This is a genomic window from Pontibacter vulgaris (assembly GCF_022758145.1).
In the GTDB taxonomy this organism is placed as follows: domain Bacteria; phylum Bacteroidota; class Bacteroidia; order Cytophagales; family Hymenobacteraceae; genus Pontibacter; species Pontibacter vulgaris.
Genome location: NZ_JAJVDH010000002.1, coordinates 726,229 through 752,334, shown reverse-complemented (window position 1 = coordinate 752,334; position 26,106 = coordinate 726,229). Strand labels below are relative to the sequence as shown.

General features: G+C 45.4%; 19 protein-coding genes. 8 read left to right on the top strand and 11 right to left on the bottom strand.

The annotated features are described in order from the left end of the window. Positions 1-244: 244 nt before the first annotated feature. Both LWP20_RS04425 and ggt read left to right on the top strand, forming a co-directional pair. Positions 245-2,311, top strand: coding sequence for a carboxy terminal-processing peptidase (locus LWP20_RS04425; protein ID WP_242926898.1), 2,067 nt, complete (start codon positions 245-247; stop codon positions 2,309-2,311). Positions 2,312-2,396: 85 nt separating this feature from the next. After that, a complete protein-coding gene (ggt, locus tag LWP20_RS04420) occupies positions 2,397-4,133 on the top strand; it encodes a gamma-glutamyltransferase (protein WP_437179397.1) in 1,737 nt (578 codons plus the stop codon). A 78-nt stretch (positions 4,134-4,211) separates the two neighbouring features. Here ggt and LWP20_RS04415 read toward each other — a convergent pair whose 3' ends face one another. The 3 genes from LWP20_RS04415 to LWP20_RS04405 all read right to left on the bottom strand — a co-directional run bounded on the left by LWP20_RS04415 (position 4,212) and on the right by LWP20_RS04405 (position 11,000). Continuing rightward, positions 4,212-4,601 carry a hypothetical protein gene (locus LWP20_RS04415; RefSeq protein WP_242926897.1) on the bottom strand — a complete coding sequence of 130 codons (390 nt, stop codon included), beginning with the start codon at positions 4,599-4,601 and terminating at the stop codon, positions 4,212-4,214. A gap of 153 nt (positions 4,602-4,754) precedes the next feature. Then, positions 4,755-8,873: a choice-of-anchor J domain-containing protein gene (locus tag LWP20_RS04410; RefSeq protein WP_242926896.1), complete on the bottom strand. Its 4,119-nt coding sequence runs from the start codon at positions 8,871-8,873 to the stop codon at positions 4,755-4,757. Between the two features lie 969 nt (positions 8,874-9,842). Further along, the gene (locus LWP20_RS04405) at positions 9,843-11,000 is read right to left on the bottom strand and encodes a trans-sulfuration enzyme family protein (RefSeq protein WP_242926895.1); all 1,158 of its coding nucleotides are present in this window, start codon (positions 10,998-11,000) and stop codon (positions 9,843-9,845) included. A 280-nt stretch (positions 11,001-11,280) separates the two neighbouring features. Between LWP20_RS04405 and LWP20_RS04400 the strand changes: the two genes are divergently transcribed. The 3 genes from LWP20_RS04400 to LWP20_RS04390 all read left to right on the top strand — a co-directional run bounded on the left by LWP20_RS04400 (position 11,281) and on the right by LWP20_RS04390 (position 14,273). Next, a complete protein-coding gene (locus LWP20_RS04400; protein WP_242926894.1) occupies positions 11,281-12,309 on the top strand; it encodes a hypothetical protein in 1,029 nt (342 codons plus the stop codon). Positions 12,310-12,472: 163 nt separating this feature from the next. After that, positions 12,473-12,874, top strand: a complete 402-nt coding sequence (locus LWP20_RS04395) for a hypothetical protein (RefSeq protein WP_242926893.1) — start codon at positions 12,473-12,475, stop codon at positions 12,872-12,874. A gap of 256 nt (positions 12,875-13,130) precedes the next feature. Then, positions 13,131-14,273, top strand: a complete 1,143-nt coding sequence (locus tag LWP20_RS04390; protein WP_242926892.1) for a YncE family protein — start codon at positions 13,131-13,133, stop codon at positions 14,271-14,273. Positions 14,274-14,347: 74 nt separating this feature from the next. Here the strand turns inward: LWP20_RS04390 and LWP20_RS04385 are convergent, their stop codons facing one another. After that, positions 14,348-15,739 carry a DUF5723 family protein gene (locus tag LWP20_RS04385; RefSeq protein ID WP_242926891.1) on the bottom strand — a complete coding sequence of 464 codons (1,392 nt, stop codon included), beginning with the start codon at positions 15,737-15,739 and terminating at the stop codon, positions 14,348-14,350. Positions 15,740-16,029: 290 nt separating this feature from the next. Here LWP20_RS04385 and meaB point away from each other — a divergent pair, with 290 nt between their 5' ends. Next, entirely contained in the window at positions 16,030-17,010 is a 981-nt protein-coding gene (meaB, locus tag LWP20_RS04380; RefSeq protein WP_242926890.1) for a methylmalonyl Co-A mutase-associated GTPase MeaB, read from the top strand. Between the two features lie 821 nt (positions 17,011-17,831). Here meaB and folB read toward each other — a convergent pair. From folB to LWP20_RS04365, 3 genes are read right to left on the bottom strand one after another with little or no spacing between them, the layout of a single operon-like run. Next, on the bottom strand, positions 17,832-18,188 hold the full coding sequence (gene folB, locus LWP20_RS04375; RefSeq protein WP_242926889.1) for a dihydroneopterin aldolase: 357 nt from the start codon (positions 18,186-18,188) through the stop codon (positions 17,832-17,834). A gap of 11 nt (positions 18,189-18,199) precedes the next feature. After that, positions 18,200-19,162: a DivIVA domain-containing protein gene (locus LWP20_RS04370; RefSeq protein ID WP_242926888.1), complete on the bottom strand. Its 963-nt coding sequence runs from the start codon at positions 19,160-19,162 to the stop codon at positions 18,200-18,202. After that, positions 19,159-20,085, bottom strand: coding sequence for a WD40 repeat domain-containing protein (locus tag LWP20_RS04365; RefSeq protein ID WP_242926887.1), 927 nt, complete (start codon positions 20,083-20,085; stop codon positions 19,159-19,161). The genes LWP20_RS04370 and LWP20_RS04365 overlap by 4 nt, the downstream gene beginning before the upstream one ends. 103 nt (positions 20,086-20,188) lie before the next feature. On the opposite strand from LWP20_RS04365, the gene LWP20_RS04360 reads away from it, so the two are divergent. Next, positions 20,189-20,821, top strand: coding sequence for a 4'-phosphopantetheinyl transferase family protein (locus tag LWP20_RS04360; protein WP_242926886.1), 633 nt, complete (start codon positions 20,189-20,191; stop codon positions 20,819-20,821). 9 nt (positions 20,822-20,830) lie between these two features. Next, complete coding sequence (locus tag LWP20_RS04355) at positions 20,831-21,433, top strand: thioredoxin family protein (protein ID WP_242926885.1); 603 nt, start codon at positions 20,831-20,833, stop codon at positions 21,431-21,433. A gap of 59 nt (positions 21,434-21,492) precedes the next feature. Here LWP20_RS04355 and LWP20_RS04350 read toward each other — a convergent pair whose 3' ends face one another. The 4 genes from LWP20_RS04350 to LWP20_RS04335 all read right to left on the bottom strand — a co-directional run bounded on the left by LWP20_RS04350 (position 21,493) and on the right by LWP20_RS04335 (position 26,038). Then, positions 21,493-22,341 (bottom strand): transglutaminase-like domain-containing protein, encoded by an 849-nt coding sequence (locus LWP20_RS04350; protein WP_242926884.1) that lies wholly within the window; start codon positions 22,339-22,341, stop codon positions 21,493-21,495. Between the two features lie 116 nt (positions 22,342-22,457). After that, complete coding sequence (locus LWP20_RS04345) at positions 22,458-24,086, bottom strand: acyl-CoA carboxylase subunit beta (protein ID WP_242926883.1); 1,629 nt, start codon at positions 24,084-24,086, stop codon at positions 22,458-22,460. 89 nt (positions 24,087-24,175) lie between these two features. Continuing rightward, entirely contained in the window at positions 24,176-25,234 is a 1,059-nt protein-coding gene (locus LWP20_RS04340) for an MlaD family protein (protein WP_242926882.1), read from the bottom strand. A gap of 21 nt (positions 25,235-25,255) precedes the next feature. Then, on the bottom strand, positions 25,256-26,038 hold the full coding sequence (locus tag LWP20_RS04335; protein WP_242926881.1) for an N-acetylmuramoyl-L-alanine amidase family protein: 783 nt from the start codon (positions 26,036-26,038) through the stop codon (positions 25,256-25,258). Between the last annotated feature and the right edge of the window lie 68 nt (positions 26,039-26,106).

The following is a 26,106-nucleotide window of genomic DNA, read 5'->3' as shown; positions in this document are numbered from 1 at the left end:
AAAATTTCAATTTACAGTTGTAATATAAGCTGCCAATGCACGTATGTACATTGTATTGCTAAGAAAGCAGAGCTGATTTAAAGCGTAAAAGCCATGATTTTTTAGCTTTTTATAGTACATTACACTCTTGATGCGCAATTGTGCTGGTTAGCGGCACTAATTTTGCGTAATAGCTTTAATAGAATCCAACTAACGTTAATAGATGCTATCCTTGACAACTAGATTTAAAATATTACTGTCGGTTTTGGCAGTTATACTTCTTACCGGCTCTTTTATACTTTATACAAAAAAGGGCACACCGGAAGATAAAAACGAAATACTGATAAAAACTGTGATGCAGGGTTTATCGCAAGGGCACTACAGCCCTGAGAAGGTAGATGATGCATTTTCTAAAAAAGTATTTGCCCTGTACCTGGAGCGCCTGGATTACAACAAAAAATTCCTGTTGGAGTCTGACGTAGCCATGCTGCGCAAGTATGAAACTGCTATCGACGATCAATTACAGCAAGGCTCTTATGAGCTTTTTGATGTATCTGCAGACCTGATGGAGAAGCGCACCAAAGAGTCGCAGGCTTACTATAAAGAGATTTTGGCTAAGCCATTTGATTTTAACCAGGCTGAAAATATAGAACTCGATGGGAAGAAACTAAGCTTTGCCAAAGACAAGGCTGCCCTGAAAGAAGCATGGCGCAAGCAACTGAAGTACCAGACCCTGGTACGTTTGGCTGATATGCAGAAAGAGCAGGAAAAAGCTACTGCCAAAGATGCTAAAAAAGAGCAGAAGACTTTTGAACAAATGGAAGCTGACGCGCGCCAGCGTGTACTTAAAACTTATGACGACCTGTATGAGCGTTTAGCTAAAGTAAACAAAGAAGACCGCCGCGCCACCTACATCAACGCCATCACAAATGTGTACGACCCGCACAGCGGTTATTTCCCTCCAAAGGCCAAGTCTGATTTCGATATCGAATTTACTGGCCGCCTGGAAGGTATAGGAGCTTCGTTGCAGGAAAAAGACGGCCAGATTAAAGTGGCAGAAATTGTACCCGGCAGCCCATCTTACCTGCAGGGCGACCTGAAACCAGGCGATGCGATCCAGAAAGTAGCACAGGGTAACGGCGAGCCTGTACTGATAGAAGGCATGCGCATTGACGATGCAATACAACTGATCAGAGGTAAAAAAGGCACCGAAGTACGCCTAACTGTTAAAAAACCGAATGGCTCTACTAAAGTAATTTCAATTATCCGCGACGTGATCGTGTTTGAAGAAACGTACGCGCAGTCAGCCATGATCAACGATAAGCAAAAGATCGGTTACATTAAACTACCAGGTTTTTATGCTGATTTCGAGAACAAAGGTGGCCCTAACAGTGGTGCCGATGTGAAACGTGAAATTGAGAAGCTGAAAGCTGCCGGTATGCAAGGGCTTATACTTGACCTGCGCAACAACGGTGGTGGCTCGCTGGCCGATGCTATTGAAATGGCTGGTTTGTTTATCGATCAGGGTCCTATAGTTCAGGTTAAAACTGCTGCCGGCAAAGCTGTAGTGTTAGACGACCGCGACCCACAGGTACAATATGGCGGACCGCTGGTAATTATGGTTAACTCTAACAGCGCATCAGCTTCCGAAATTCTGGCAGCTGCCATGCAAGACTATAAACGTGCTGTGATTGTAGGTAGCCCTACTTATGGTAAAGGTACAGTACAGCAATTCTTTGAGCTGGATGAAGCCCTGCCTGCCCAATTCGATACGTTTAAACCTTTTGGCGCACTTAAACTTACTACCCAGAAATTCTACCGCATAAACGGTGGTACAACGCAGCTGCGTGGCGTTAAGCCCGATGTAGTGCTGCCTGATGCGTATAGCTTCCTGGAGTTTGGCGAAAAAGATCAGGAGTATCCGCTTCCGTTTGATGAAATTGCTCCGGCCAAATTTAAGCCTTGGACAAAGAGCAAAGTGAACATAGCTCAGGTACAGGCCAATAGCCGAAACCGTATTTCTGGTAACCAAAGCTTTACCCTGATAAAGGAAAGCGGCCAGCGCCTGAAGCAGCAATCTGACAATACTGTACGCTCGCTTAAGTATACAGAATACCTGCAGGAAGAAAAGAAAGCTGAAGCACAGGCAAAACGTTTTGAGGAAGCTCAGAAAAATGTGCCGGTACTAAATGTAAACCGTTTGCAGCAGGACCTGCAGGCCGTAAGCGGCGATACTGCCAAAGCTGCCCGCAGCAAAGACTTCCTGAAAAATCTGCAGAAAGATATTTATGTAGAGGAGGCAGTAGCTGTTATCGAGAAAGATCTTAAATAAGCAGAACCAAAGTATAAAATGAGACGCCGGTTGTTTTTACAGCCGGCGTTTTTTATTTTACCTCCTCTAAACAAACACTCTTCTTATGCAGCAAAGTATAAAATACTCTTTTAAAACGATTTCAGGTTCATACTTTATACTTTGCGTCTGGCTGCTAAGTATACTTTCAGGCTGCGCCACAGGCAATAAACCGCAATCGCAGAAGCAGGGCGTGGTAGCTGATAAGGCCATGGTAGTTTCTGCCCACCCTGATGCGTCGCGCATTGGCCTGGAGATACTACGAAAAGGCGGTAACGCTTACGATGCTGCAGTTGCTACACAATTTGCCTTAGCAGTATGCTTTCCTGCTGCCGGTAATATTGGCGGTGGCGGATTTGTGGTATACCGTCATCACACCGGAGAAACAGGCGGCCTCGATTACCGCGAAATGGCTCCAACAACAGCCAGCCGTGATATGTACCTCGATGCTGCCGGCAACCCAATCGATGACCTGAGCAAGCTTGGCCATCTGGCCTCCGGCGTACCAGGCGCGGTAGACGGCATGGTAAAGCTACACCAGAAAATGGGCTCCCTGCCCTGGAAAGACCTTGTTCAACCAGCTATTGACCTAGCAAAACGTGGCATTGTTTTAACTGCCAAAGAAGCCGCTGGCCTTAACGGAAATAAAGACTACTTCCTGAAGTATAACAAGCACCTGCCTTACCTGGTAAAGCAACAAACAGACTGGAAAGCAGGCGATACCCTGCGTCACCACGATCTGGCCCGTACCCTGGAGCGCATCCGCGATAAGGGCCGTGATGGATTTTATGCCGGTGAAACAGCCGACCTGATTGTGCAGGAAATGAAAACTGGTGGTGGCATTATCTCTAAACAAGACCTTAAAAACTATACTTCGGTTTGGCGTACGCCTGTAACAGGCAACTATAAAGACTATAAAATAATCTCAATGGCGCCGCCATCCAGCGGTGGTGTAGCTTTGCTGCAACTCCTGAACATGGTAGCACCTTACAACCTGAAACAGTCTGGCTGGCAGCAAGCCAAAACCATACAGGTAATGACAGAGGCTGAAAGACGCGTATACGCTGACCGAGCCACCTACCTCGGCGACCCTGATTTTGTTAAGGTTCCGGTGCAGGACATGCTGCAGCCAGAATACCTGAAAGCCCGCATGGCTGACTTTAGTATGGATCAGGCTACTGCATCCTCTGCTGTTAAGGCCGGTGAATTTGCTCCGAAGGAGTCAGAGCAAACAACACACTTCAGTATTGTAGATCAGGCAGGTAATGCAGTTTCTATTACTACCACCCTCAATGGCAGCTACGGTTCTAAAGTAGTGGTACAGGGCGCTGGCTTTTTACTAAACAACGAAATGGATGATTTCAGTGTGAAGCCGGGCGTACCAAATATGTTTGGCCTGGTAGGTGGCACTGCTAATGCCATTGAACCTGGCAAACGCATGCTCAGCTCTATGACACCAACTATAGTAGAGAAAGATGGTAAATTATACATGGTTGTAGGTACACCTGGCGGTTCTACTATCATCACGCAGGTTTTTCAGGCGATCCTGAACGTGGTAGAGCATGGCATGACGATGCAGGAAGCTGTTGCGGCTCCACGCTTCCACCACCAGTGGCTACCCGACGAGATACAACACGAAGCGGACGCCATTACGCCGGAAGTACGTACCATACTTACCGGTAAAGGCTATAAGCTGACCGAGCGCGGTCGTTTTGGCCGAATAGATGCTATACTGGTTCGCCCGGATGGCAAAATGGAAGGAGGCGCTGACCCACGCGGCGACGACCTGGCGGTAGGTTTTTAAACATACTTTATACTTCAACACAAAGCGGGCGCAACCTCAGAGGTTGCGCCCGCTTTGTGTTTATACTTCGATATACTTTTAATAACTTTTTCTTCGCTTTTCTATAAAGCCTGCCACATAAATACTTACAGCGGCCAGGCCTGTTATACTCATCAAGCCAAATACGAGCGAACGCCTTTGCAGTGTTTGTTTGCCTAACTTAGCTTCTGTTTCTTCGTTGGGCATGGCGGCTTGCAGAAACATGCGGGTGGTTTGTACCAGTAATGCTGCGGTTTCCAGCACAGCCACATGGGCCACCGACTTATTTCCTTTTTTCAGGCCATTGCTCAACAGCAACAGCGAGCCACCAACTGCCGGCGGAATTAAAGCGGTTTTAGGCCTGCTCTTGTTCAGGAAGTAACTGCTAAGCCCTGCTCCTATTAAAGTAGCTGCATGTATGTTATTAACAATTTGCGGTTTTTCTGTCATAGCTTTCTCTTTTATACTTCATTGGTTTACCGCAACTATAGTTTCCAGGTTATACTGGATGTTACTCCAACGGTCAAAACCCGGAGACCTATAAAAGCAAACGGGCCTGCCACAAGTATGGCAGGCCCGTTTAAAGAAAGTATAAATTTATACTTAGTTCTTAATTAATCTGGTAGTATAAAGTACTTTACCAGCTTCTACTTTCAGCAGGTACATGCCATTGCTTAAGGTAGTAACACGGTTATTAAGCTGCTGCTGTACTTCGTACTGAGAGCCGGTAAAGTCCTGTACCTTGCGGCCATCGGCTGTCCAGATGCTCAGGTTAATAGCAGGCAGCGTAGCAACATGCTCAGGCAGGATCAGGTTAACGGCATTGCCTCTTGTTGGATTCGGGTAAAGTGTGAACTGGCCTTTGGTAGCATCAGCTATACCTGTAGGCATGTCGTTCTTATCAATTACCAGGCTAAAGGTTTTGCTTGTACCTAAAGTAAGTTTGTTGCTCACTTCAAATAATTCAAACGTTACCGTCTCTTCCTGCTCCTGAAGCTCGTCGTTAAGTATAGCAACCGAGAAAGTAGCTGTGTTAGCACCCGCAGGTATACTTACAGCAATAATGCCATTAGAAGCTGCAGGAGTTGCAGTATAATCAGCTGCAGTTACATTGGCGCCGTTCGTTACTTTTACCTTTACTTCCTGTTGCGTAACTGTTGGCTGGTCTAAAGTAATGGTAACCACTTTAGTGCCTGCATCTTCTGTTACTTTAAGTGAAGCAGCGGCAAAATTTACTGCAGACTTATCGTTGTCCTCAATCACAAACGCAAAGGTGTTCTGCTCGCCTACTGTTAATTTAGAATCAGCAGCTGTTAACGTAAAGCTGAAGGTCTCGTCTAGTTCTACCAGCTCATCGTTGTTGATAGTTACATCAAAAGAAGCAGTAGTTGCATTCGCAGGAATTGTTACATTCAGAACCCCGTTTACAGCACCTGCCACAGAATAATCAGTGGCATTTTCAGCCATCGTTACTGCTACAGTCTGATCAGTTGTTTGTGCTTCTGTTACAGCCAGATTTACAGTAAACTTCCCGGCACTTTCTTTTACTGTAGCCGTTGAAGTCGCAAAATTAACTGTAGACTTGTCTGTATCGGTGATAGTGATATTGAAGTTACCGCCATTGCCCAGGGCAATACCTGCACTTGGTTCAGTCAGTTCAAACGATACTACTTCGTTCAGTTCTACATCTGCATCATCCAGTATAGTTACCTTGAAAGTTGCTTTGGCAGCGCCAGCCGGAATTGTCAGGCTGAACTTGTTATCGGCAACAACAGGGTCTGTGGTATAATCTGTGGCGTAAGTAGCAAAAGAAGACGATACAAATACCTTCACTGTCTGCTCTGCCACAGTTGGCTGATCCAGTTCTACTGTAATTTCATACTCACCTGTACCTTCAGCTGCTTCAAGTGCATTAGTTGCAAAGTTTACAGTTGACTTGTCGTTGTCAGTGATGGTTAGATCTAAAGTATTCTGCGTTCCAACAATCAGGTTGGCATTTACTGCCGACAGCTTAAAGCTTACTACTTCGTTAGCTTCTACTATAGCATCTTCAGTTATACTTACTTCGAAAGAAGCTGTAGTTGCATTGGCAGGTATAGTTACAGCAGCTACTCCATTTACAGCGCCTGCTATAGTATAATCAGTAGTGTTTTCGCCTAGCGTTACAGTAACAGTTTGCGCAGTTGGCTGTGCTTCCGATACCGTCAGGTTTACGTTAAATGTACCTGCATCTTCTGCTTTAACAACACTTGCTTCTGCGAAAGTAACTACCGGTGTTGCGCTCAGGTTGAAACGGGCAGAAACTGGTGCGTGGTCAGATGTTGTGGTGCGGTAGCTGGCGATGCTGTTTACAAGCGCATTTTCGATCGTGATTGATTCCTGGATATATTCATCTTCCAGAGACTTTGAAATGATGATATGATCGAGGAAGCTTTTCAGGGAACCAGAAGCATAAGTATAACCTCCAGCCTTGCTCAGGTCAAGTGTAAGGGTATTAAAGTTGGCATTGCTCACGAAAGCATCAAGCGAAGTGGTCAGGCTGTTCACTACCGATACATCCACATCATCGTTCATGTCGCCAAGCAGAACCAGGTTTGTGTTGCCATACTGTGCCGCCAGAGAATCTCTCAGCACCTCTATGTCATACTTACGCTGCTTATACTTTGTCTCATCTGTGCCAGAGTTAGCACGGGTATGCATGGCTACCAGGTTCAGGAGCTGTGTTGTTCCGTTAAGCGTAGCTTCTACTTCTACCATAAATGGCAGGCGGCCGCTTGCCCAGAAGCTGCTTGGCACATCAGGATAATTCGCTAATGTAGCGTCGCCGTTGCGCACATCGGTATACAATTTCTGCAACAGAACTTTCTGGCTCTTTACTTTAACCACATCTTTTTTATACACGAAGTATAATTTCTGTGGTGTAAGGTTTTTAGTCGGATCCCATGAGTAAGAAGTTACATCAGATTTTACGAAGTCGTAGTTACCAAGCTCATTAACAAGTTTGGCCATTGCCGCATCGTTTGATACTTCTTCCAAGGCAAAGATATCGGCATCCAGTTCCTGCATTGCCTTTTTAACGTTGGCAAACTGCAGTTCTTCGTCGTTTGGACCCAGTTCCGCACCTTTTTCATCTTTATCAGCACCAAACCACTCCACGTTCCAGGTAACAATATCAAGCGTTTTTGCTTTAGAAAGCGATGAACCGGTTAAGGTACCTTTTGTAACATTGAAATCTGAACCGCTTGCAAACGTTACGTTACCCGCGAATTTAAGGGCTGCAGTAGCCGGCCTAAAGCGAACGAGTACGGTATGAGTTGCATTAGCTTCAGCTGAAGTGTAGGTAATTGCCTGCTCAAAGTTTTGCCCATTATCTTTTGAAAGCTCAAAACCTGTGGTTGCAGTCAGTGTCAGTTTATCAGTTAAGCCAGCAGCCGTGAAGCCAAAAGTTTTAGCTTCAGAAGCATTTGGTGTTTCTACCAGGCCGAAATCAAAGTTGAAATCGTCTGCAATAACATACTTATCAACGTTTGTTACAGCAAAGTCATCGAATGTCCAGCGGGCAGCAGAGGCTGTTGCAGAAGAAGTATAAACAAAAGCTACATGCACTGCTTTGCCTTTGTAAGCTGAAAGATCTAGTTCAGATTTTTTCCAGTAGTCAGATGCTTCAGCCGGGAAATCACCATTTAGCTCCGTCCAGGTGGCTGTTGCCGGAGCCTGAGCCGGGTCGTAGTTTTCAGAGATCATTACTTTCAGGCCAGGACCAGCAAAAGCAACGCGGCTCCAGAAAGAAAGTAACGGAATGTTAAAGTTGTCGAGGTTAAGTACCGGCGAAATCAACCAGTCTTCGTTCTCTTTGGCACCGCCGCTGTAACCGTTAATCTGAACAGCGTTAGTAGCCAGACCTGTTGTTTCATCGTTTCTGCCGAAGGTAGTGCAGCCCCATTTCTGGTCGCCGGTTACGCTATACTGCATCCAGCCACCAGATAACGTGGTACTGTTTACCGGAGCACAGTTGTTAAAATTCTGTGCAAATGGGTTTACTGCCAATGCATTCAGGTTTACCAAAACATCGGTAGCGCCTGCAGAAGTATGAGTAATAGTTCCGGCAAGTGCACCCTCAGCGGTTGGCGTGGCCTGTACTTTTATAGTTTGGGCAGTTGCCAGCTCTGCAGCTGTGAAAGTTAGTGTAGAACCGAACTCGCCACCAACTTTAGCAATCAGATAGCCCTGGCTTGCAGTAACAGTTACATCGCCTGAAAGGTCGCTGGCAGATAAAGTATAGCTAAGCGCTGCGCTGGCACGGTTTACAGGAAGTACGCCAAAATCTAATGCAGCTATACTTGCTGCAAGCGAAGGCGTAGCTACAGCTGCCGTAGTAAATGCCCAGGCCGTGTTGCCACTGATACCTGCATACGCATTACCGGCTGCATCTGTAAAAGCAGTGTTCGGAATCTCGATATAATATTGCTTGCCTGCTTCTAAGTTGGCAGCAATTGTTACTTCAGCGCCATTAACGGCAACGCCAACAGAGGTAACATCTATACTTTGAACAGATGCCGGGTTAGCTGCATCTATCACTAGAATATTGCCAGAACCTTTAACTACATCTTCGCTAAAAGTAATGCCTAAGGTTGAAGTAGTAGCTACGTTGGTTGCAGCATTAGCCGGCGAGAAAGTTAAAGCAGTTGGAGCTGTTTCGTCGGCGGCTTGAGCAGGAGTCACGGAGGCCCAAGTTGTACCAACTCTTATTTCATCAACTATTGTCGAAGGTGTTTCAGTATCTGAATCTTGGCGTAAGAAAAAACGATCAACAGAACCTAAATCTGTGCCTATTGCAGTTTCAATATCTGCCACTGGAGTATTTTCACCAGCAGTAGGATTAATCCAAATCTTTGCTTTATCATCTCCCGTTGCAGCAAGAATTTCATAACTCCCTACAACTAAAACATTTTCACCAATAACATGAACTTTAGGAAGCCACTTTATATCAGCTGTAGAAGTACGCTTAGAAAACCCAATATTAAAACCACTACCAGATTTTCTTACCCAAATTGTAGATCCGAAATTAGTAGTGCTAGATCCTACCCCAGCAAAATACCCACCTGTTGTATTATCAAGAGAACCTAAATCTGAAATTTTTAAAATAAAGGAAAAATAAATTTCACCCGTTGTAGCTTTAGTAAAAGCAATTTGTGGGTCTATTCCAGTTCCAGCAAAGCTTACACTATTACCTATTGAAGCTTTTAAATTTCCGTAAGATAAGTTGTCAGCAATTACAAAAACATCATCGCCAGAATTAACATTAACCCAATTACCTTTTCCCCCAAGGCTTGAACTTACAGGGTAATCAAATGGGTCATAAATAATCTCTTGAGCTTTACTAATGCCGCTACTACCAAAAAGGCAAAAGCAGACCAGCACAAGAGCAAAAAGCTTGTGTAAATGTTTACTCATAAGTATAAAATTTATTTGGGTTGATTTTCTGGCAGGCAGGGATGCATCGGGCAAGTAAAGCGCTTGCCTTGTCAGCTTGAACTAAGCATATAAAGTCGGAATGCATCATACAAATCTAAGCAGATACATCCGATGTTTTGTTATCTAATTATTAAGAATAGTGAATATTTTTTATTTAACTTCAGAAGCCGGTAATCAACCCAAATAATTTATACTCAACAAAGTATAATGTTTAAACTATGTTTTAGCAAAAGCCTGTTCCATATCTTTTATCAGATAGTCTGCATCTTCCAGACCAATGTAAAAGCGGATAAGGTTGTAAGGCAACGACGATTTATAGCTGCCCGAAGTATAAGATGCCGACACCGGATAAGCGAGCGACTCGTGCCCGCCCCAGGAGGCAGCCATTAAAAAGTGCTGCAAACTATCGCAGAAGAGGTCTACTTTATCTATTTCCTGTGTTTTTAGTTTGATGGAAAACTGGCCGGAGTTGTTGCGCATTTGCCGGTGCGCAAGGTCATGTTGCGGGTGAGATGGCAGGAACGGGAAAAGAACCTGCTCTACTTTCGGGTGTTTCTCGAGGTATGTTGTTACTACCCTTGTTGTGGCGGCAATACGCTCCATACGCACCGGCAAGGTACGCAGGCCGCGCAGCAGCAGCCAGGCATCATGGGGCGAAAGTACGGCGCCCAGCGTCATAAACTCCGCCTCGAAAATCCTGTTTATAGTTTCTTTTCTTCCGCAGATAATTCCGCCCATTACATCCGAGTGGCCACCTATATACTTCGTAGCCGAATGTACCACCAGATCTACGCCCATTTTTATCGGGTTCTGGTATAGCGGGCAGGCGTAGCTATTATCAATTATAGTTACCAATCCGTTCTCTTTGGCAATGGCTACAACGGCAGCAATATCCTGGAGCTCAAAGGTAAAAGAGTTGGGCGTTTCGAGGTATAATACTTTGGTGTTTGGCTGTATAGCTGCTCTGTAATTTTCGGCATCGGTGCCATCTACCATGGTTACTTCCACACCAAACCGGGGCAGAAACTTTTTCATCAGCGCGTTGGTCCAGGTATAGGGTTTTTGCACACACACAATATGGTCGCCGGCCTTAACCTGCGAAAGCACCGCCGCCGATACTGCCGCTATGCCGCTGCCAAAAGCAATGGCATGCTCCGCTCCTTCCAGGGCCGCAATTTTCTGCTCCAGTATGGTAACAGTCGGGTTATTGCCACGGGTATAGAAATGCACTTCTGGTTCGTGCTGCAGCATGTGCCGCAATTGCGCTACCGTTTTGCAGGCGAAGTTGCTGCTTTGGATTATGGGTGGCGCCACAGCGTTAAAATACTGCTCCCGGTCCTCGCCTAACTCGTTTATAATGTATGAGATATCCATGCTGCTTTTGGTGTGTGATACAACCCTCTCATACTCCTAAAAACAACCAGATGTTATACTTGACGCAGCTTTAAAATAACCGGTTTTTATACTTCGCGAAGTATAAAAAAGCCTGCTCCTGTTGTATACTTCTACCTGATTTACAGGGAGTTTCAAAATATTAAAAACATCATTACTTATTCTGCACAACTAACTGATTATCAATAACATAATTTTACTTGAGATAAGCATTTAATGGCTGTTTTTGCAACTGATACAGCGCTAAAAATGTTTAGTTTACATGAAAGAGAGAGAAGAAGAAAATATTTATTCGCTATTCCCGGAAGAGCCAAAGCAGCTGGACCAGGAGCAGATAAAATCTATTCCGGCGCAGGTGTTTTTAAATTACTTTTTCGCGATCAATTACCACATTAAAAACTTTGATGATGGTGGTTTAGAGCAGCTTGCTTTTTTCAGGGAGGCAAAGCCTGAAATGACTGAACAGGATATTGAGGCTGTAAAACGACTTTTAATAAACAGCTGGAGCACTGAGTATGCTTTGCGCACCACAGCCGAGCTTGGCGATGCAGATTATATGCGCAATGCCCTGCACTGGACTTTTCCGCAGGCTTATTACTCTGTATTTGCAGGTTTGCAGGCTTTTTTGCGCACACGCGGTGTGCTAAGCAGCAACGAGGCACTGGTTATGCGCGAGGTGGGCCGTTTGGTAGTTAAAAATGCGTACCCGCGTGCCATAGGCTTTTATGCATCCGGCCACTACGACGATTTTAAAGTAAACCGCCTGCCGCTGGCGCATTATAAACCTGGCTTACAGATTGCAAGCAAAGAATTGGAGGCCCAGGCTCAAATTGGTCAGTTTTTGCGCACCACACGCCGTATGAAGGCGAAAGCTATCAGGCAGCAACTTCAGGCCAACCCAAGCACTGCCATCCGGAGCAGCCGTACCGGCGAGATATTGCAAAAGTTCGGGCCACAGCATTGGCAGCAACTAACATGGCGTGTCGGCTATACCACCTTGTTCGATCTGCTGTCGAGGTTGCGCATTTCTAATTCGCACCGCGAGATAGAGCGTTTTGTACAGGCCGATATCGATTTTAAGCTGTTCCATGAATCGCTGCTGGAGATTGTAAGTTACCTGAACGGCATACACGAATGTTATGTAGCGCAGGCTATGGGCTTGCAGCAGTATGAAGCTTTTGTTCAGGAATTGCCTAAACACCTGCAAAACTCGTTTGTTACTGCAAGACTACATGATAAGGTACAGCCGCTGCTACAAGACAACGATTATAGTTTAGGTGCCGCAGCCTAATTTTATACTTCATTTATACTTTAAGCTCCTGCAGGTTTATACTTACAGGAGCTTTTCTTTACATACTATGCTTAACTTGCAGGTGTAACTTCAGATCAGTTTGCGTGAAACTGTTGCTAACTATACTTCAGCATTTTTTTCCATCCTGCTAATAAAACTAACTATGTCGCCTAAAGCTGTAAAATACCTTTTGCTGGCAATTGCCGCCGCCCTTGTTATCTGGTTTATCCAGGATTCGTTTTCGCAACCGGGTGTTGATGATCTGAAAGGCGATTTTAAGGAAACCGCTTTTTACCGCAACGAGAACAATACAGGCCCTATAGTAAGAATTTACGCTGTAACCGTAGCTGATACGCTTTGGGACCAGATGCGCCAGTATGGAGATTACATGCCACACACCAAGTATGGCAACACCAAAGTATACTTCTTCCTGAAGGGCAAACCCGCCCCTGATAAAATATCTCCGCAAGGTGCCCAGATAGCGCAGCAGTTCCAGCAGTTTTGCCTGGCCAGGTATGAGAAGGATGCCATGGGACAGGTATCGTTTGTGCGCAACCCGTTTTAATAGGATTTAAGAAATCTTTATACTTACTGCTATAATTTCCAGCAACAAGTAATCAGCTTTTAAACTGTAAATAAGAGGCAGGTTTATACTTGCCTCTTTTGTTTACACCTGCAACTGTTCTGCTTAACCATCTGAAATTCAGGCTATACTTTACACAACTTCAGCAATCAGCGCCTTTGCATATTTTTTTTGAAAGGCTGGCACCGCATTTGCATTAGCGGCGTTATACATAAAACAGACGCACAGCATGGGCAATATGAAAACATTACTGGCAATAGCTATACTTTGCATCGGCAGCCTTACGGCTTTTGCGCAAGGCGAAACAACTAACTGGTACTTCGGTAAAAACGCCGGAATATCTTTTGCATCCGGCAAAGCCACCGCGCTCACAAATGGCCGCCTTGTAACTGAAGAAGGCAGTGCCACCATTTCAGATAAAAACGGCAACCTTTTATTTTATACCAACGGTATCACCGTCTGGAACCGTAACCACCGTGTAATGCCCAACGGCAACGGCTTAATGGGGCGCCACTCTTCTACCCAGTCAGCACTTATACTCCCAAAACCCGGCAACGACAGCATTTACTATATTTTTACAACCGATATCCAGGCTCAGTCTGAGGGTTTACGCTACAGCACCATTAACCTGAGCAAAGATGGCGGCAACGGAGACCTGGTATCGAAAAACAGCTTTTTAATGGCACCGGCCACCGAAAAATTAACGGCAGTGCGCCACAGCAACAACCGCGACTGGTGGGTACTGGCACACCGCTGGAACAGCAGTGCCTACGTAGCCTATCTGGTAACTGAAGAAGGCGTAAAAACGGAGGCTGTCATCAGCAACGCAGGTACGGTGCATGGCGGCGCTAACCGTAAAGCAATTGGTTACCTGGTACCTTCTCCAAACGGCAATAAGTTGGCTGCAGCACTCTGGAGCGACAAAAGCAACTTTGAAGTTTTAGACTTTAACCGCACCACCGGCGAAATCTCGAACCCTATACTTTTAAAAGGATTTGAAGAGGCCTACGGCGTGGCTTTTTCGCCGGACGGAAGCAAACTTTACGGCACAGCCAATGGTATAGGTGGCGGAAAAGCTCAGGTAATCCAGTTTGATCTGAAAGCTGGTAACGCCGAAGCGATCTCAAAATCTGCGGTGGTGGTTGGTACGTCTGGCAGCCCCCGGGTGGGAGCGCTTTTACTGGGCCCCGACGGACAGATTTATGTAGCCAGAAAAGATAATTTCTACCTGGGCGTGATCAGTAAGCCAAACGTGGCCGGCAAAGAATGCACTTATACTGATAACGGTTTTCACCTGGCTAACCGCAAATCCGATCTTGGTTTACCTAACTTCCCTCAAGGCCTAATTCCAGGCACTTACAAAACAACATCTAAGCGCTAGATTGCAATAAGTATAAATAAAAAATGCCAACCCGGTTTTGGGTTGGCATTTTTTATTCCGCCTTAAAGTATAAACTACAGAACTTGTGGTTTACCTATTTTAAAGCGAAGGAAGCCCATTGCAAAAGATGCTCCCGGGTTATTTTTAGTAAAAGGCGCTGTTACATCACGTGTACTGATACCGAATTCATAAAACGGCGTAACGATGGCTATACCAAATGGCAGGTTTACTTTATCGCCGGCACCGCTGGTTACACCCGAGCTCAGGCGGAAAAAAGGAATTGGCATTACATCAACACCTAAACCTATAAAGTCTTGTGTTATATTGCCTGGGGCTTTGTTCAGTGGTTTAACGTAATCTACACCTACCTGTACTTTATTGCCTAACTTAATGCCAACACCGGTTCTTAAACGAGTTGGCAGGTCGGTTCTTAGTTCGCTTATCGGAGAAAATACAAGGGCGCTGTCTATAATTGTTTCGGCAAGCTCTATAGTAGATTCATAGTCCTCGGCTTCTTCTTCTGTTTCCGGTAATTCAAAACCATTGTCCTGGCCTTGCAGCAGGTTTTCTGTCCAGGTCATTTTACCAATGTCTGTTACAGAAGCGCTTACTTTTACGATCTTCGCTATTTCGGCAGAAAGGCCAACATCAACACCGTGGCCCCGGCCAACAGGGCTTAATAAACCATCGGCAGTTTTATAGTTAAAATTAGGGTTGTTGATGTATTCCTGGTAGTCGATGTTCAGCACCGGAGAAGATGCATTGTAAGCTTTTACTTCACCATCAATAGAGCTGAACTCGAAAAGTGCCAGGCCCTGCAGGTATTTATATCCTACACCGGCGTATACATTAAACAAGGGCAGATCAATCACCTTGCGGCCATAAGCCAGGTTCCATTCGTTTACCCAAGATGCTTTCATCTCAGTGCCGTCAAAAATTTCAGACACATAAACCGTCTGCCTCGGCTTTACTTCATCATAAATAGAAGCTTGGTCGCCCAGGAAAATCAGCTCTGAAAAGTTCTTATTAAAGCCAACATGGCCTAATACACGCTGCCGGTTACTAAAGGCAAAGCCACCAATTTTAGGCAGGTTTACTGATATGGCAAATGTGTTTATATCTGCATTGGCATTCAGCACATTGTTGCTTGTAAATGCTTTCGCCAGTTCTATTTTGTCTTGCGTGCTCAGGTCCTGTGACTCCGAAAAATTGGCAAATTTGCGAAAGGTATCTTTTGTAAGCGCCTGTGAGCTCGCTCCGGCTCCAAACTCTGCAAGAGAAAACGAAACGATAGAGGTATTTCTGCCTAAATTAGCAGGGTTAACGCCAAGCGCCTGGTAATCGGTAACAAACGTGTTCATAACGCCGCCACGGCCCGCAACAGAAAAGCTGCTAAGCTCTGTTTGTGCAAATGCACCTGCCTCTGCTGCCAAAAACGCAGCAACAAGCAACAACATTTTCTTCATTAGAATGTAAAATTTGGGAATAAGTATATTGTATATGTATAGATTAGCAAAAAGCAGAAATTATGAAACCACTGAAGCATTAGTTAGAGCTGTATCGTAATGGCAAAGTATAACTTCCTATTGGCCTGCAAGTTCAGCTCTTTTTCCTGAAAAACATAATATTCATCCTGTATTTTCTTATAGCATACCTATAGCTGAATATACAAGTACATGTAATGTATAATTTGCAGCACGCTAAACCAGAAACCTTAAATTTGTAAACTATACTTTCAACCTAAAACCCAAAGCGATTGGCAAAGCGATTTAGCCCTGATCAATATGTAAGTGGCATTCTGGCAGGAGACCGGGTAATGCTCAGCCGCGCAATCACGCTGGTAGAAAGCAAACTGCCTACCGACCAGGATCTGGCCCAGACTGTAATTGATAAGGTATTGCCGCACTCTGGTAATTCGGTGCGCATAGGTATAACTGGTGTTCCGGGGGTAGGTAAAAGCACTTTTATTGAAACTTTTGGCAATTACCTTATTCAGGAGCAGGGGAAAAAACTGGCGGTATTAGCCATAGATCCGACAAGCCAGCGTTCGGGCGGAAGTATACTTGGCGATAAAACACGTATGGAGTCGCTTTCTATTAATCAGCAGGCTTATATACGGCCTTCGCCGGCAGGTAAATCGCTGGGAGGTGTTACGCGCAGCACCCGCGAAACCATTATACTTTGCGAAGCGGCAGGCTTTGATGCTGTAATTGTAGAAACTGTTGGTGTAGGGCAATCAGAAACAGCCGTGCATGCCATGGTTGATTTTTTCCTGCTGCTGATGCTGGCCGGCGCCGGCGACGAACTGCAAGGTATAAAGCGCGGCATCATGGAAATGGCCGATGCCATTGCCATTACCAAAGCCGATGGATCTAATATAAGCAAGGCTAAGTCTGCACGCGCCGAGTATCAGAATGCAATACATTTATACCCGTTGGCCGCATCGGGCTGGTCGCCGAAGGTTTCTGTTTGCTCTGCTATCGCCCAAACTGGCCTCGATACCATCTGGCAAACTATAACCGATTACCTTATACTTACCCAAAAAAATGGTTACTTTGATAAAAAGCGCCGCGACCAGAACCTGCAATGGATGTATGAAACGATACGCCAGGGCCTTGAAGACAATTTTTATTCTCACCAGCAAGTAAAAGACCAACTGCCGGCCATTGCAGAACAAGTAAAGCTTGGTCAGAAATCAGCTTTTGCCGCTGCAGCAGAGTTGCTAAGATTAGTATAGGCAGGAGTTGTTATTCTGAACTTTGCAAGGTATCTGAAGGTGAAATTTATAGTTTCCTAGCCTAAGTATAGTCATCCCACGCCCCTCCCGGAAAAGTCCGGATCTTCGACTTCTAAGGAGACTTTTTGGCCTTTATTATTTTCCTTGTCATCCCGAGCGCTAGCCGAGGGATCTTATACAGCTGAGGTATGGACTTGCCCTTTACCCCTTCCCAACCTTCCCCTAAGAACAGGGGAAGGAGATTTTGCCTTCGCTATAATTAGAAAGTATAGTTTCATAGTTATTGTAGTCCAACCACCCCCAGCCCCTCCTTGTCTAAGGCGGTGAGCTTGTTCTTACTTTGATGGTTCTGGATATTATTACATAGCAGACGATTACACCCCTATAATCCCCTCAAGGGGACAGTTGACCAAGGTTACATAGCCGCTAATGAAGCAGTGTCTTTTCCAGTGCTTGGGTTGAGCGCCTCCTATTGTTGCGGTGCTGAGCTTGCTCAGCAGCCCGCAGCGGAGCGAGGAGCAGCTTCAATAGACAGCGCGATGCCAAAGGACGAGGCCGCCCGGCCTGGAGGGCACCAAAGTATAAAATGAAACAATTAAGTAAATAAGACTGAGGAAGAAAGTATACTTGGAAGTATAGCCTGCTTGCCAGTTACAGACACCTTTGCTATGAAACAATAGCAGATTTCTCACTATCGTTCGAAATGACGGGGTAAATTTCAAATGACCAGATTAGCCCGAAAGAAAAAAGTATTGTACTATAAAAACAAAACAGCCGGCTCATTTCTGAACCGGCTGTTTCAATATGTAAAAGTATAAACCCTACCTCGCTTCTTCCAATGTAACCTTTGCCCATTTGCAAATGCCACCAAGTGGCGGGTTATACTTGTAAACATTTATTCTTACCGACTGCACAAACGGAAAATGATCATATACCTTATCAATGATGCGGTGCCCTAAGTGCTCCAGCAGGCGGGCAGGTATTTTCATTTCATCTAATGCAAGCGCATACAGCACTTCGTAATTTACAGTCTGGTGCAGGTCATCGGATTCGGCGGCGCGGCGCAGGTCTGTTTTAATGTACAGATCCAGGCCATACTTGTTACCGATCTTCTGTTCCTCATCGTAGTAGCCGTGGAAGGCAAAGAACTCCATGCCTTCCAGTGCGATCTGTCCCATCTGGTGATTGCCTATATCTCGTCGAAGAATGAGCCTGCCGTTTGCTTAACAGGGCTTTCAGTATAATTCTTGGAAGGCTCTGTCAGAGGGCGTTGTATTTCCGGCTTATCCGGCGTTACCGGCTGGATGTCTGGTATCGGGCGTTCAATTTCAGGAGCCGGCACTGTGCCCGGGTAATCCGGTTTTGGCTGCTCTATTTCAGGAGCCGGAATATCTGGCACAGGTGTTACAGGGTTTGGAATTTCCGGGTGCGGTTGCGTCACATCCGGGGCCGGGTCGCCGATCGGGTTATACCCATTGCCATTTCTAACTATTATCGGAGCATTAGCTGCCGTCGATTCTGCTATTTGGGGTTGATTTGCTATCATTCCGTTCATTTCTTTCAGTTTTTGCAGCAACTCCGGTGTTTGTGTTTTTACATCGGCTGCTCTTGAAAGAATACTGAATGTAGTAGTTTTAGGTTTTGCGTTGGCTTTTTCTACCTTCTCCAGCGCATCGTTTGCAAGGTTTTTCAGGTCGCGAACCATGGTATCTAAATAGCTCTCCAGGCGTTGGTAATCCTGCTCCAGGGCCTTAACTTCCTGCTGCATATCTGCTACCACTTTCTCTGATTGCTTGGCTGCGTCTTCCAGCACACGGCGCGCTTCGGTTCGGGCCTGGGTCAGCAGTTCATCAGCTTTTAGTTGGGCCTCGCGTGCCTGCAACTCAGCTGATTTAGTAGCCTGCTCCAGTATGCTGTTACCAGTATCTTCAGCGGTTTTAAGCGTTTTATATAGCGATGATTCCACCTCGCGCAGCTTTTGGGTTTCGCGGTGCGATGCTTCCAGCTTCAGGCGAAGATCTTTGTTCTCGTCCAACAGTTTTTCCCATTGCTGCGAAAGGGTAAGCAGGAAAGCATTTACCTCGTCTTTATCTAACCCCCTGAAAGCCTTCTCAAATGATTTTTGCCTGATCTCTAATGGTGTAATCTTCATAACTCAAAATTTATATCCCAAACCGAAATGGTGCGGTCATCGCTACACGAAACTAACTGATTCTGATGAGCCGACCAAAATAATTTATTTACTGATGTGCCATGGCCTGCGTGGCGTACTTTGTCAATCACCTTCAGCAATTTAAAGGTTTTTGCATCCCATACTTTTATAGATTTATCCATGCTGCAGGTAGCAAAGTATAAACCATCCGGGCTGTAGGTTAAATGATTGACGGTATACATGTGCGCAATAGTATAACCCATCTCTTTATACTTCTGCTTTACTTCCCAAACCCGCAAATGTGCATCGCGCCCGGATGTTAGTAACAAACTGGCATCCGGAGAATAAGCCAGCGTAAACACAGAGTTCGTATGGGTATGCAGCTTATACTTCAGCTCATGCGTAGCGGCATCAAAAATACGCACCGTATGGTCGCTGTAGCCAGCAGCCAGCTCCAGGGTTTGCGGATTAAATGCCAGGCTGCGCACGCTCTGGTCCGATTCCCGGATAAGCGTTTGCAGCTCAAAAGTCTCAGCAGAAAGCACCGCAATTGCCCCATTACCTAAACCAACGTAAACCCAGCCTGTTTCTGGTGCATAGGCTATATCAAATATGGCAACTTTCGGTAAGGGTATCGATTTCAGCACTTTTTTATCAGCCAGATCAATTACCTGTATACCTTCCGTATTTTGCCCGATAAGCAATAAATTACGTTCGGGTATATGCCGTAGTGCATATACCGATGTTGTTACGCGTGCAATTAATTCTCCATTTTCAGGGTCGTGCAGGTTCCAGGCGGCTATCATTCCATCTCCTCCTGCCGAATAGAAAACAGCCTCATCGGCAGAGCGCTCCAATGTATACACGCTGTCGCGGTGGCCGGTAAGGGTTGCTTTTTTCTGTACTTGTACTTTACTCGCCATCTGGCTTAAACTCGTTTCTTAATTTTGATTAAATTTACAATAATTGCAGCTAATCCACAGGCTGCACAGCTTAATTAACCTTTATTTCTATACTTTACCTGCCATGCCTCTGCTCCAACTGCGCCAGTTAAACAACCATACTTTACTGGGAATATGGGCTTTAACAGAAACCAGGGAAGATCTGCAACAGGCGTTACCCGGCACCGTTGATATCGCTGATATAGCATCAGCGCACCCGCGCCGCCAGAACGAGTGGCTGGCCAGCCGTATACTTGCCCACCAATTACTCAGTCATTTTACCACTCAGCCCCATACCTTAGAACGTAACCAGCATGGCCGCCCGTTTTTCAGAGATGCAGCTTTTCATGTTTCTATATCGCATTCGCCGGAGCTGGCAGCAGTTATACTTTCTGATAAATACGAAGTTGGCATAGATGTTGAGTTAATAAGCGGGAAGGCATTGCGTGTGGCAAATAAGTTTTTATCGGAAGCAGAACAAAGTATAACCGCCAACGACGAAGAACGAACCTGCCTGTACTGGAGCGCTAAGGAAACATTGTACAAATTATACAGCAAAAAGCAGCTGCTGTTTAAAGAAAACCTGCTGGTAGCACCCTCCGGGCACAATATTTTGCAAGGCCGTGTGCAAACCGAAAATTTTTCTAAATTGTACCAGGTTTACCACGAAACAATACAGAACCACGTACTAACCTATAGTATAGACAATACTATATAACTCTAAAACATGAAAACTATAAACAGGCTTAAAATAGCCGTAACGCTGGTAGTAATCTTTCTGGCAACAGTGGGGGCATTTGCGCAAGCCGGTTATAAACTCGGCGATAAAGTAGCAAACTTCTCATTGAAAGATGCCAGTGGCAAAGAGGTTGCGCTGAAAGATTATTCTTCCGGAAAAGCTGTAGTAGTGGTTTTTACAAATAACACCTGCCCTTATGCCAAATTATACGAGAACAGGCTGGTAAAACTAGCCGGCGCTTACTCGGGTAAAAACGTGCAATTTTTGTTTGTTAACCCAAGTGTGGGAGACGAAGGCGGCGAAACACTGCAGGATATGGCGAGCAAAAGCTATAGCTTCCCTTACTTAGCTGATGAAGGACAAAAAATAAGCACCCAGTTTGGCGCTACCAAAACGCCTGAGGTTTTTGTATTGCATAACACCAGCGGCGGTTTCGTACTAAAGTATAAAGGTGCTATTGATGACAATCCGCAGGTAGAAACAAGTGTAAAAAGCAGTTACCTGAAAAACGTGATTGATGAGGTATTGGCAAACAAAACCGTTACTGTACTTGATAAGCGCCCTACCGGCTGTATGATCAGGAAATACTAATCAAAGTATAACGCAAGTATAAAAAAGCGGCCCTTATGCAGGAGCCGCTTTTTTTATTTTTATAGTGTAGGATCGTCGTCGGAAATGGCAGTGAGCAGTTTTGTAACTTCAGTAGCTTTTTCCGCATCGTCCATTTTCTCGAACGAAAAGGCCAGGTTACGCAGTGCCCTTTTTATGATATCCAGGTTAGAGCATGGCTCATAGAAAATATCAACAGGGTTCAGGTTCAGCTGCAGCACATAGTTATCTATATCGGCTTTAGAAAGTATAAGCCCTTTGTTATACACATTGATATAAAACTGCACGCTGTCTAACTTATATGTAAGTATAAACAGGTTTGGCAGGTTTACGCCATATACCGGCATCTCCAGTTTCTGGGCAATGGTAAGGTATATCACACACAAGGTAAGCGGGTTACCGCGCTTGGTTTCCAGGGCCAGATGCAGCATAGAGTTAGCCGGCGAATGGAAATTCTTGGTATTGGCAGAAAACTTTTTTTCGCGGAACAGCACATTGTTCAAAGCCTTTACCTGGTCGTAGGGGTGCATATTTTCCTGCATGTGCGTCCAGGCATCAAAGTATAGCTGCTCTACTGTGCGCCGTATAGTTGCCAGTTCCACGTCGGGGTACATGTAAGTATTTACCAGCCACATCCCTTCCAGCAGATCGGTAGCGCCGGTTTCTTTCCACTCTTTCAGCCTGCCCAGCAACCCGTCGAACTGCAGACTATGGATCAGATCTTCGATCCTTTTCTGCATTTCAGGGTCCAAAGATTCTTCCCACTCCTCTTCCAGAAAAGGTATTAAACTTTCACCTAACGACACTATCTTCTGCTCTACCATAGAAGCGACCTGGGCATCACTATCATCCAGCAGCGAGATAAGTGCTTTTATTTCCTTCTTCGTCACGCTATATCTTTAATTAAAAATCCAAAATTAGAAATTTCAGAAGAAGTACCTCTTTACTGACAAATGGCCTGCGCTTCATTTCTAATTTCTAATTCACAATTTATAATTCTTAAGGTTTACGTTTGTATAACGCCCACGTTATAAGGTTTTTCAATTGGGGCGTGGTTAGCGGCCTCAATGCCCATAGAAATAACCTTGCGGGTTTCCAGCGGGTCAATAATGCCATCTACCCATAAACGTGCTGCCGCATAATATGGCGATAGTTCTTCATTATACTTGGCCGTAATGCGCTCCAGCAATTCCTGCTCCGCTTCCGGTGTAATTTCTTCGCCTTTGGCTTTCAAGGCTGATACCTGAATCTGAAGCAATGTTTTAGCTGCAGAAGCTCCGCTCATAACGGCAAGCTGGGTAGTTGGCCAGGCATAGATCAGGCGTGGGTCGTACGCTTTGCCGCACATGGCATAGTTACCGGCACCATAGCTGTTGCCTAAAAGTATAGTAAATTTAGGTACTACTGAGTTGGCCATGGCATTCACCATTTTGGCGCCATCTTTAATAATGCCACCATGTTCGGCTTTGCTACCAACCATAAACCCGGAAACATCCTGCAAAAACACCAGCGGAATTTTCTTCTGGTTACAGTTCATGATAAAGCGTGCAGCCTTGTCAGCAGAGTCGGAGTAGATGACGCCGCCCATCTGCATTTCGCCTTTTTTGCTTTTCACGATCTTGCGTTGGTTGGCAACTATACCTACAGCCCAGCCATCAATGCGGGCAAGGCCACAGATAAGCGTTTGGCCATAGTGGTCTTTGTAAGGTTCAAATTCAGAGTTGTCTACCAAACGAAGTATAATATCCATCATGTCATATGGCTTTACCCTGTCGGCAGGCATTATCCCATAGATCTCATGCTGATGCAGCTTTGGCAAAACGGGCTCAACACGGCTGAAACCAGCTTTGTTATAATCGCCCATCTTATCGAAGATGTTCCGGATATGATCGAGGCACTCTTTATCGTCTTTGCACTTGTAATCGGTTACGCCCGAAATTTCAGAATGCGTGGTAGCGCCGCCAAGTGTTTCGTTATCTATCGTTTCGCCGATGGCAGCTTTTACCAGGTAGGAGCCTGCCAGGAAAATAGAACCGGTTCCTTCCACTATCATGGCTTCGTCGCTCATAATTGGCAAATAAGCGCCGCCGGCTACACAGCTGCCCATGATGGCGGCAATCTGCACAATGCCCATCGAGCTCATTACGGCATTGTTGCGGAACATGCGGCCAAAGTGCTCTTTATCCGGGAAAATCTCATCCTGCATCGGCAAAAACACACCGGCGCTATCTACTAAGTATACTATAGGCAGTTTATTTTCTATCGAGATTTCCTGGGCACGCAGGTTTTTCTTGGCTGTGATCGGAAACCAGGCACCGGCTTTTACGGTGGCATCGTTGGCTACCACCACACACTGCCGGCCTTTGATATAACCTATACCTGTAACCACGCCGCCGCTTGGGCAACCGCCAACTTCCTGGTACATGCCATCGCCGGCAAATGCGCCTACTTCCAGAAACTCAGTTCCTTCGTCCAGCAGGTAAGCAATGCGCTCGCGGGCGGTCATTTTGCCTTTTTCGTGCTCTTTCTGGATGCGTTTTTCGCCGCCTCCTAAGTATACTTTATTAAGTTTTGTTTTTAGCTGGTAACTAAGCTGCTTTAATGCGTCTTCGTTCTTGTTAAATTCGATGTCCATGAAGGGCTATTAGGGTGTATAGACAGACTTACAAAGAAAAATCCGCCCTTAAAGCGGATTCTACAAATATACAATTTTTACATACAAGGCTACTGCGCTTTTGTTGTATCCGATTTTAACGGAATTTTCAGCGTATCAGGCACAGGTCTTCTGAATTCGTCGGGGTGCTCGTCCTGCATGTCTTTTACCTCATCCAATGTTATTACACGGCCCGTCGGATCTACTTTATACTTGTCGCGGCGGCCGATGAGCGAGAACTGCACATAACGTTTCGGGTAAGCCTGAATGTCGCGCAGCAATAGGTTAAGCGCCTCGGTAGAGCGGTTCAGGTTCTGGTAAAGCTGCTCGTCATTCATCAGTTTACCAGCCGAGCCCTGCCCTGAGTTTAGCTTAGCTACAGCCTGCTGCATTTCGGCTACGGCCTGGTTGGCATTGTTTACTAGCTTGGTCACTTCTACACGCTTCAGTGTATCGGTTATCTCGTTCATGTTCAATGCCAGGCGGTCTATGTGGCGCTGGGTCCTGTTTAAAGAAGCTGTTAGCGTGCTCAGGTTACGGGTAATGTCGTTTATATTTTGCTGATTTGCCCTAAGTATGTCGTTCAGGGCTTTGGTAGTAACCTGCGTGTTGGCAAGTATAAGCTGGATGTTTTGTTTTGCTTCGCTATCCAGTAACCTGTTTACGCGGGCAAGCGTGGTATCAACTTTCGTGATTACAGGAACAGACTTTGAGGAAAGCATATCGGTTATACTTTCTTCCATGAATGGAATTACAGTTTCGCCGCCTTTGTAAAGCTTAGTGCTTTTGCCCAGGTAAAGTGTAATGGCTTTGCTGCCCAACAGGTCGGAGTTGCCGAGGCTGGCAATAGTGGAATCACCTACCTGTATGTCTTTAATTACCTGAAACTCTACCTGAATTTTGTTACCCTTTTCAGTGAGGAGTTTTAATTTCTGCACCGTTCCTACTTGTATACCATTAAGTATAACGGGGTTAGAGGCGGTAAGTCCGTCTACGTTATCGTAAATAACATAGAATTTTTTATCATTTGAAAAGATGTCTGTTCCTTTAAGGAACATAAATCCGAAGTATAGGATAAGTATAGCTACTATTCCAAGAAGTGCTACTTTAATTTCTTTCGATATTTTCACGTGGGGTGTTTGGCTTGTGCATTAGTTCATGGCTTCAAGTTCTAGTTTATATTCCTTGAAAGCACGATATATACCTGATGCCATATACGATTGGTTGGCTTTATCGTTAAGAAATTTTTCTTCCGATGGATTTGTAAGGAAACCTGCCTCTATCAGCACGCTTGGCATGTATGATTTCCAGAGCACCAGGAAGCCCGCTTGTTTTACCCCACGGCTGCTGCGGCCTACTTTGTGCTTAAACTCTCTTTCGATCTTTTGGGCCAGACGCAAACTGTTATCAATATGGGCACTTTGATGCAGTGCAAACATAATATGGCTCTGTGGCGAGTTAGGGTCAAAGCCTCCGTAGTTCTCTTTATAGTTATCTTCCTGAAGAATAACGGCGTTCTCGCGCTTGGCTACGTTAAGGTTACCCTGCGAAGTATGCAGCCCCATGGTGTAAGTTTCCGTACCATAAGCAGCAGACGGGCCTGAGTTCAGGTGAATGGAGATAAAGAAATCGGCGTTGTTCTTGTTAGCAATCCCGGCTCTGTCTATAAGTTCTACAAATGTGTCGGATTTACGGGTGTAAACCACTTTCACATCAGGCAGGTTGCTCTCGATGAGTTTACCCAGTTGCAGGGCAAGTTTAAGCGCAACATCAGCCTCGTGCGAGGCTTTACCGTTGCAGCCTACATCTTTGCCACCGTGGCCTGCATCTATTACAACCGTGCGCACTTTATACGCTTTGCGGTACTCCAGCGTATTTGAGGAGCATAATAAAAGCACAAAAACCAGGACAGAAACAGTAACAATATTTCTCACAACGTTCGTTAGTTAAAAGTTAAACAATAACTTTGTACAAAATAAACAAAACTTTAGGGAAGTCTGAA

Bases quoted from the DNA above. Each gene is read 5' to 3' on its own strand.
- LWP20_RS04385 (WP_242926891.1), bottom strand. From the start codon at position 15,739: ATGAAGAAAATGTTGTTGCTTGTTGCTGCGTTTTTGGCAGCAGAGGCA.
- ggt (WP_437179397.1), top strand. From the start codon at position 2,397: ATGCAGCAAAGTATAAAATACTCTTTTAAAACGATTTCAGGTTCATAC.
- LWP20_RS04390 (WP_242926892.1), top strand. From the start codon at position 13,131: ATGAAAACATTACTGGCAATAGCTATACTTTGCATCGGCAGCCTTACG.
- LWP20_RS04360 (WP_242926886.1), top strand. From the start codon at position 20,189: ATGCCTCTGCTCCAACTGCGCCAGTTAAACAACCATACTTTACTGGGA.
- folB (WP_242926889.1), bottom strand. From the start codon at position 18,188: ATGGGACAGATCGCACTGGAAGGCATGGAGTTCTTTGCCTTCCACGGC.
- LWP20_RS04405 (WP_242926895.1), bottom strand. From the start codon at position 11,000: ATGGATATCTCATACATTATAAACGAGTTAGGCGAGGACCGGGAGCAG.
- LWP20_RS04395 (WP_242926893.1), top strand. From the start codon at position 12,473: ATGTCGCCTAAAGCTGTAAAATACCTTTTGCTGGCAATTGCCGCCGCC.
- LWP20_RS04365 (WP_242926887.1), bottom strand. From the start codon at position 20,085: ATGGCGAGTAAAGTACAAGTACAGAAAAAAGCAACCCTTACCGGCCAC.
- LWP20_RS04400 (WP_242926894.1), top strand. From the start codon at position 11,281: ATGAAAGAGAGAGAAGAAGAAAATATTTATTCGCTATTCCCGGAAGAG.
- LWP20_RS04355 (WP_242926885.1), top strand. From the start codon at position 20,831: ATGAAAACTATAAACAGGCTTAAAATAGCCGTAACGCTGGTAGTAATC.
- LWP20_RS04415 (WP_242926897.1), bottom strand. From the start codon at position 4,601: ATGACAGAAAAACCGCAAATTGTTAATAACATACATGCAGCTACTTTA.
- LWP20_RS04370 (WP_242926888.1), bottom strand. From the start codon at position 19,162: ATGAAGATTACACCATTAGAGATCAGGCAAAAATCATTTGAGAAGGCT.
- LWP20_RS04345 (WP_242926883.1), bottom strand. From the start codon at position 24,086: ATGGACATCGAATTTAACAAGAACGAAGACGCATTAAAGCAGCTTAGT.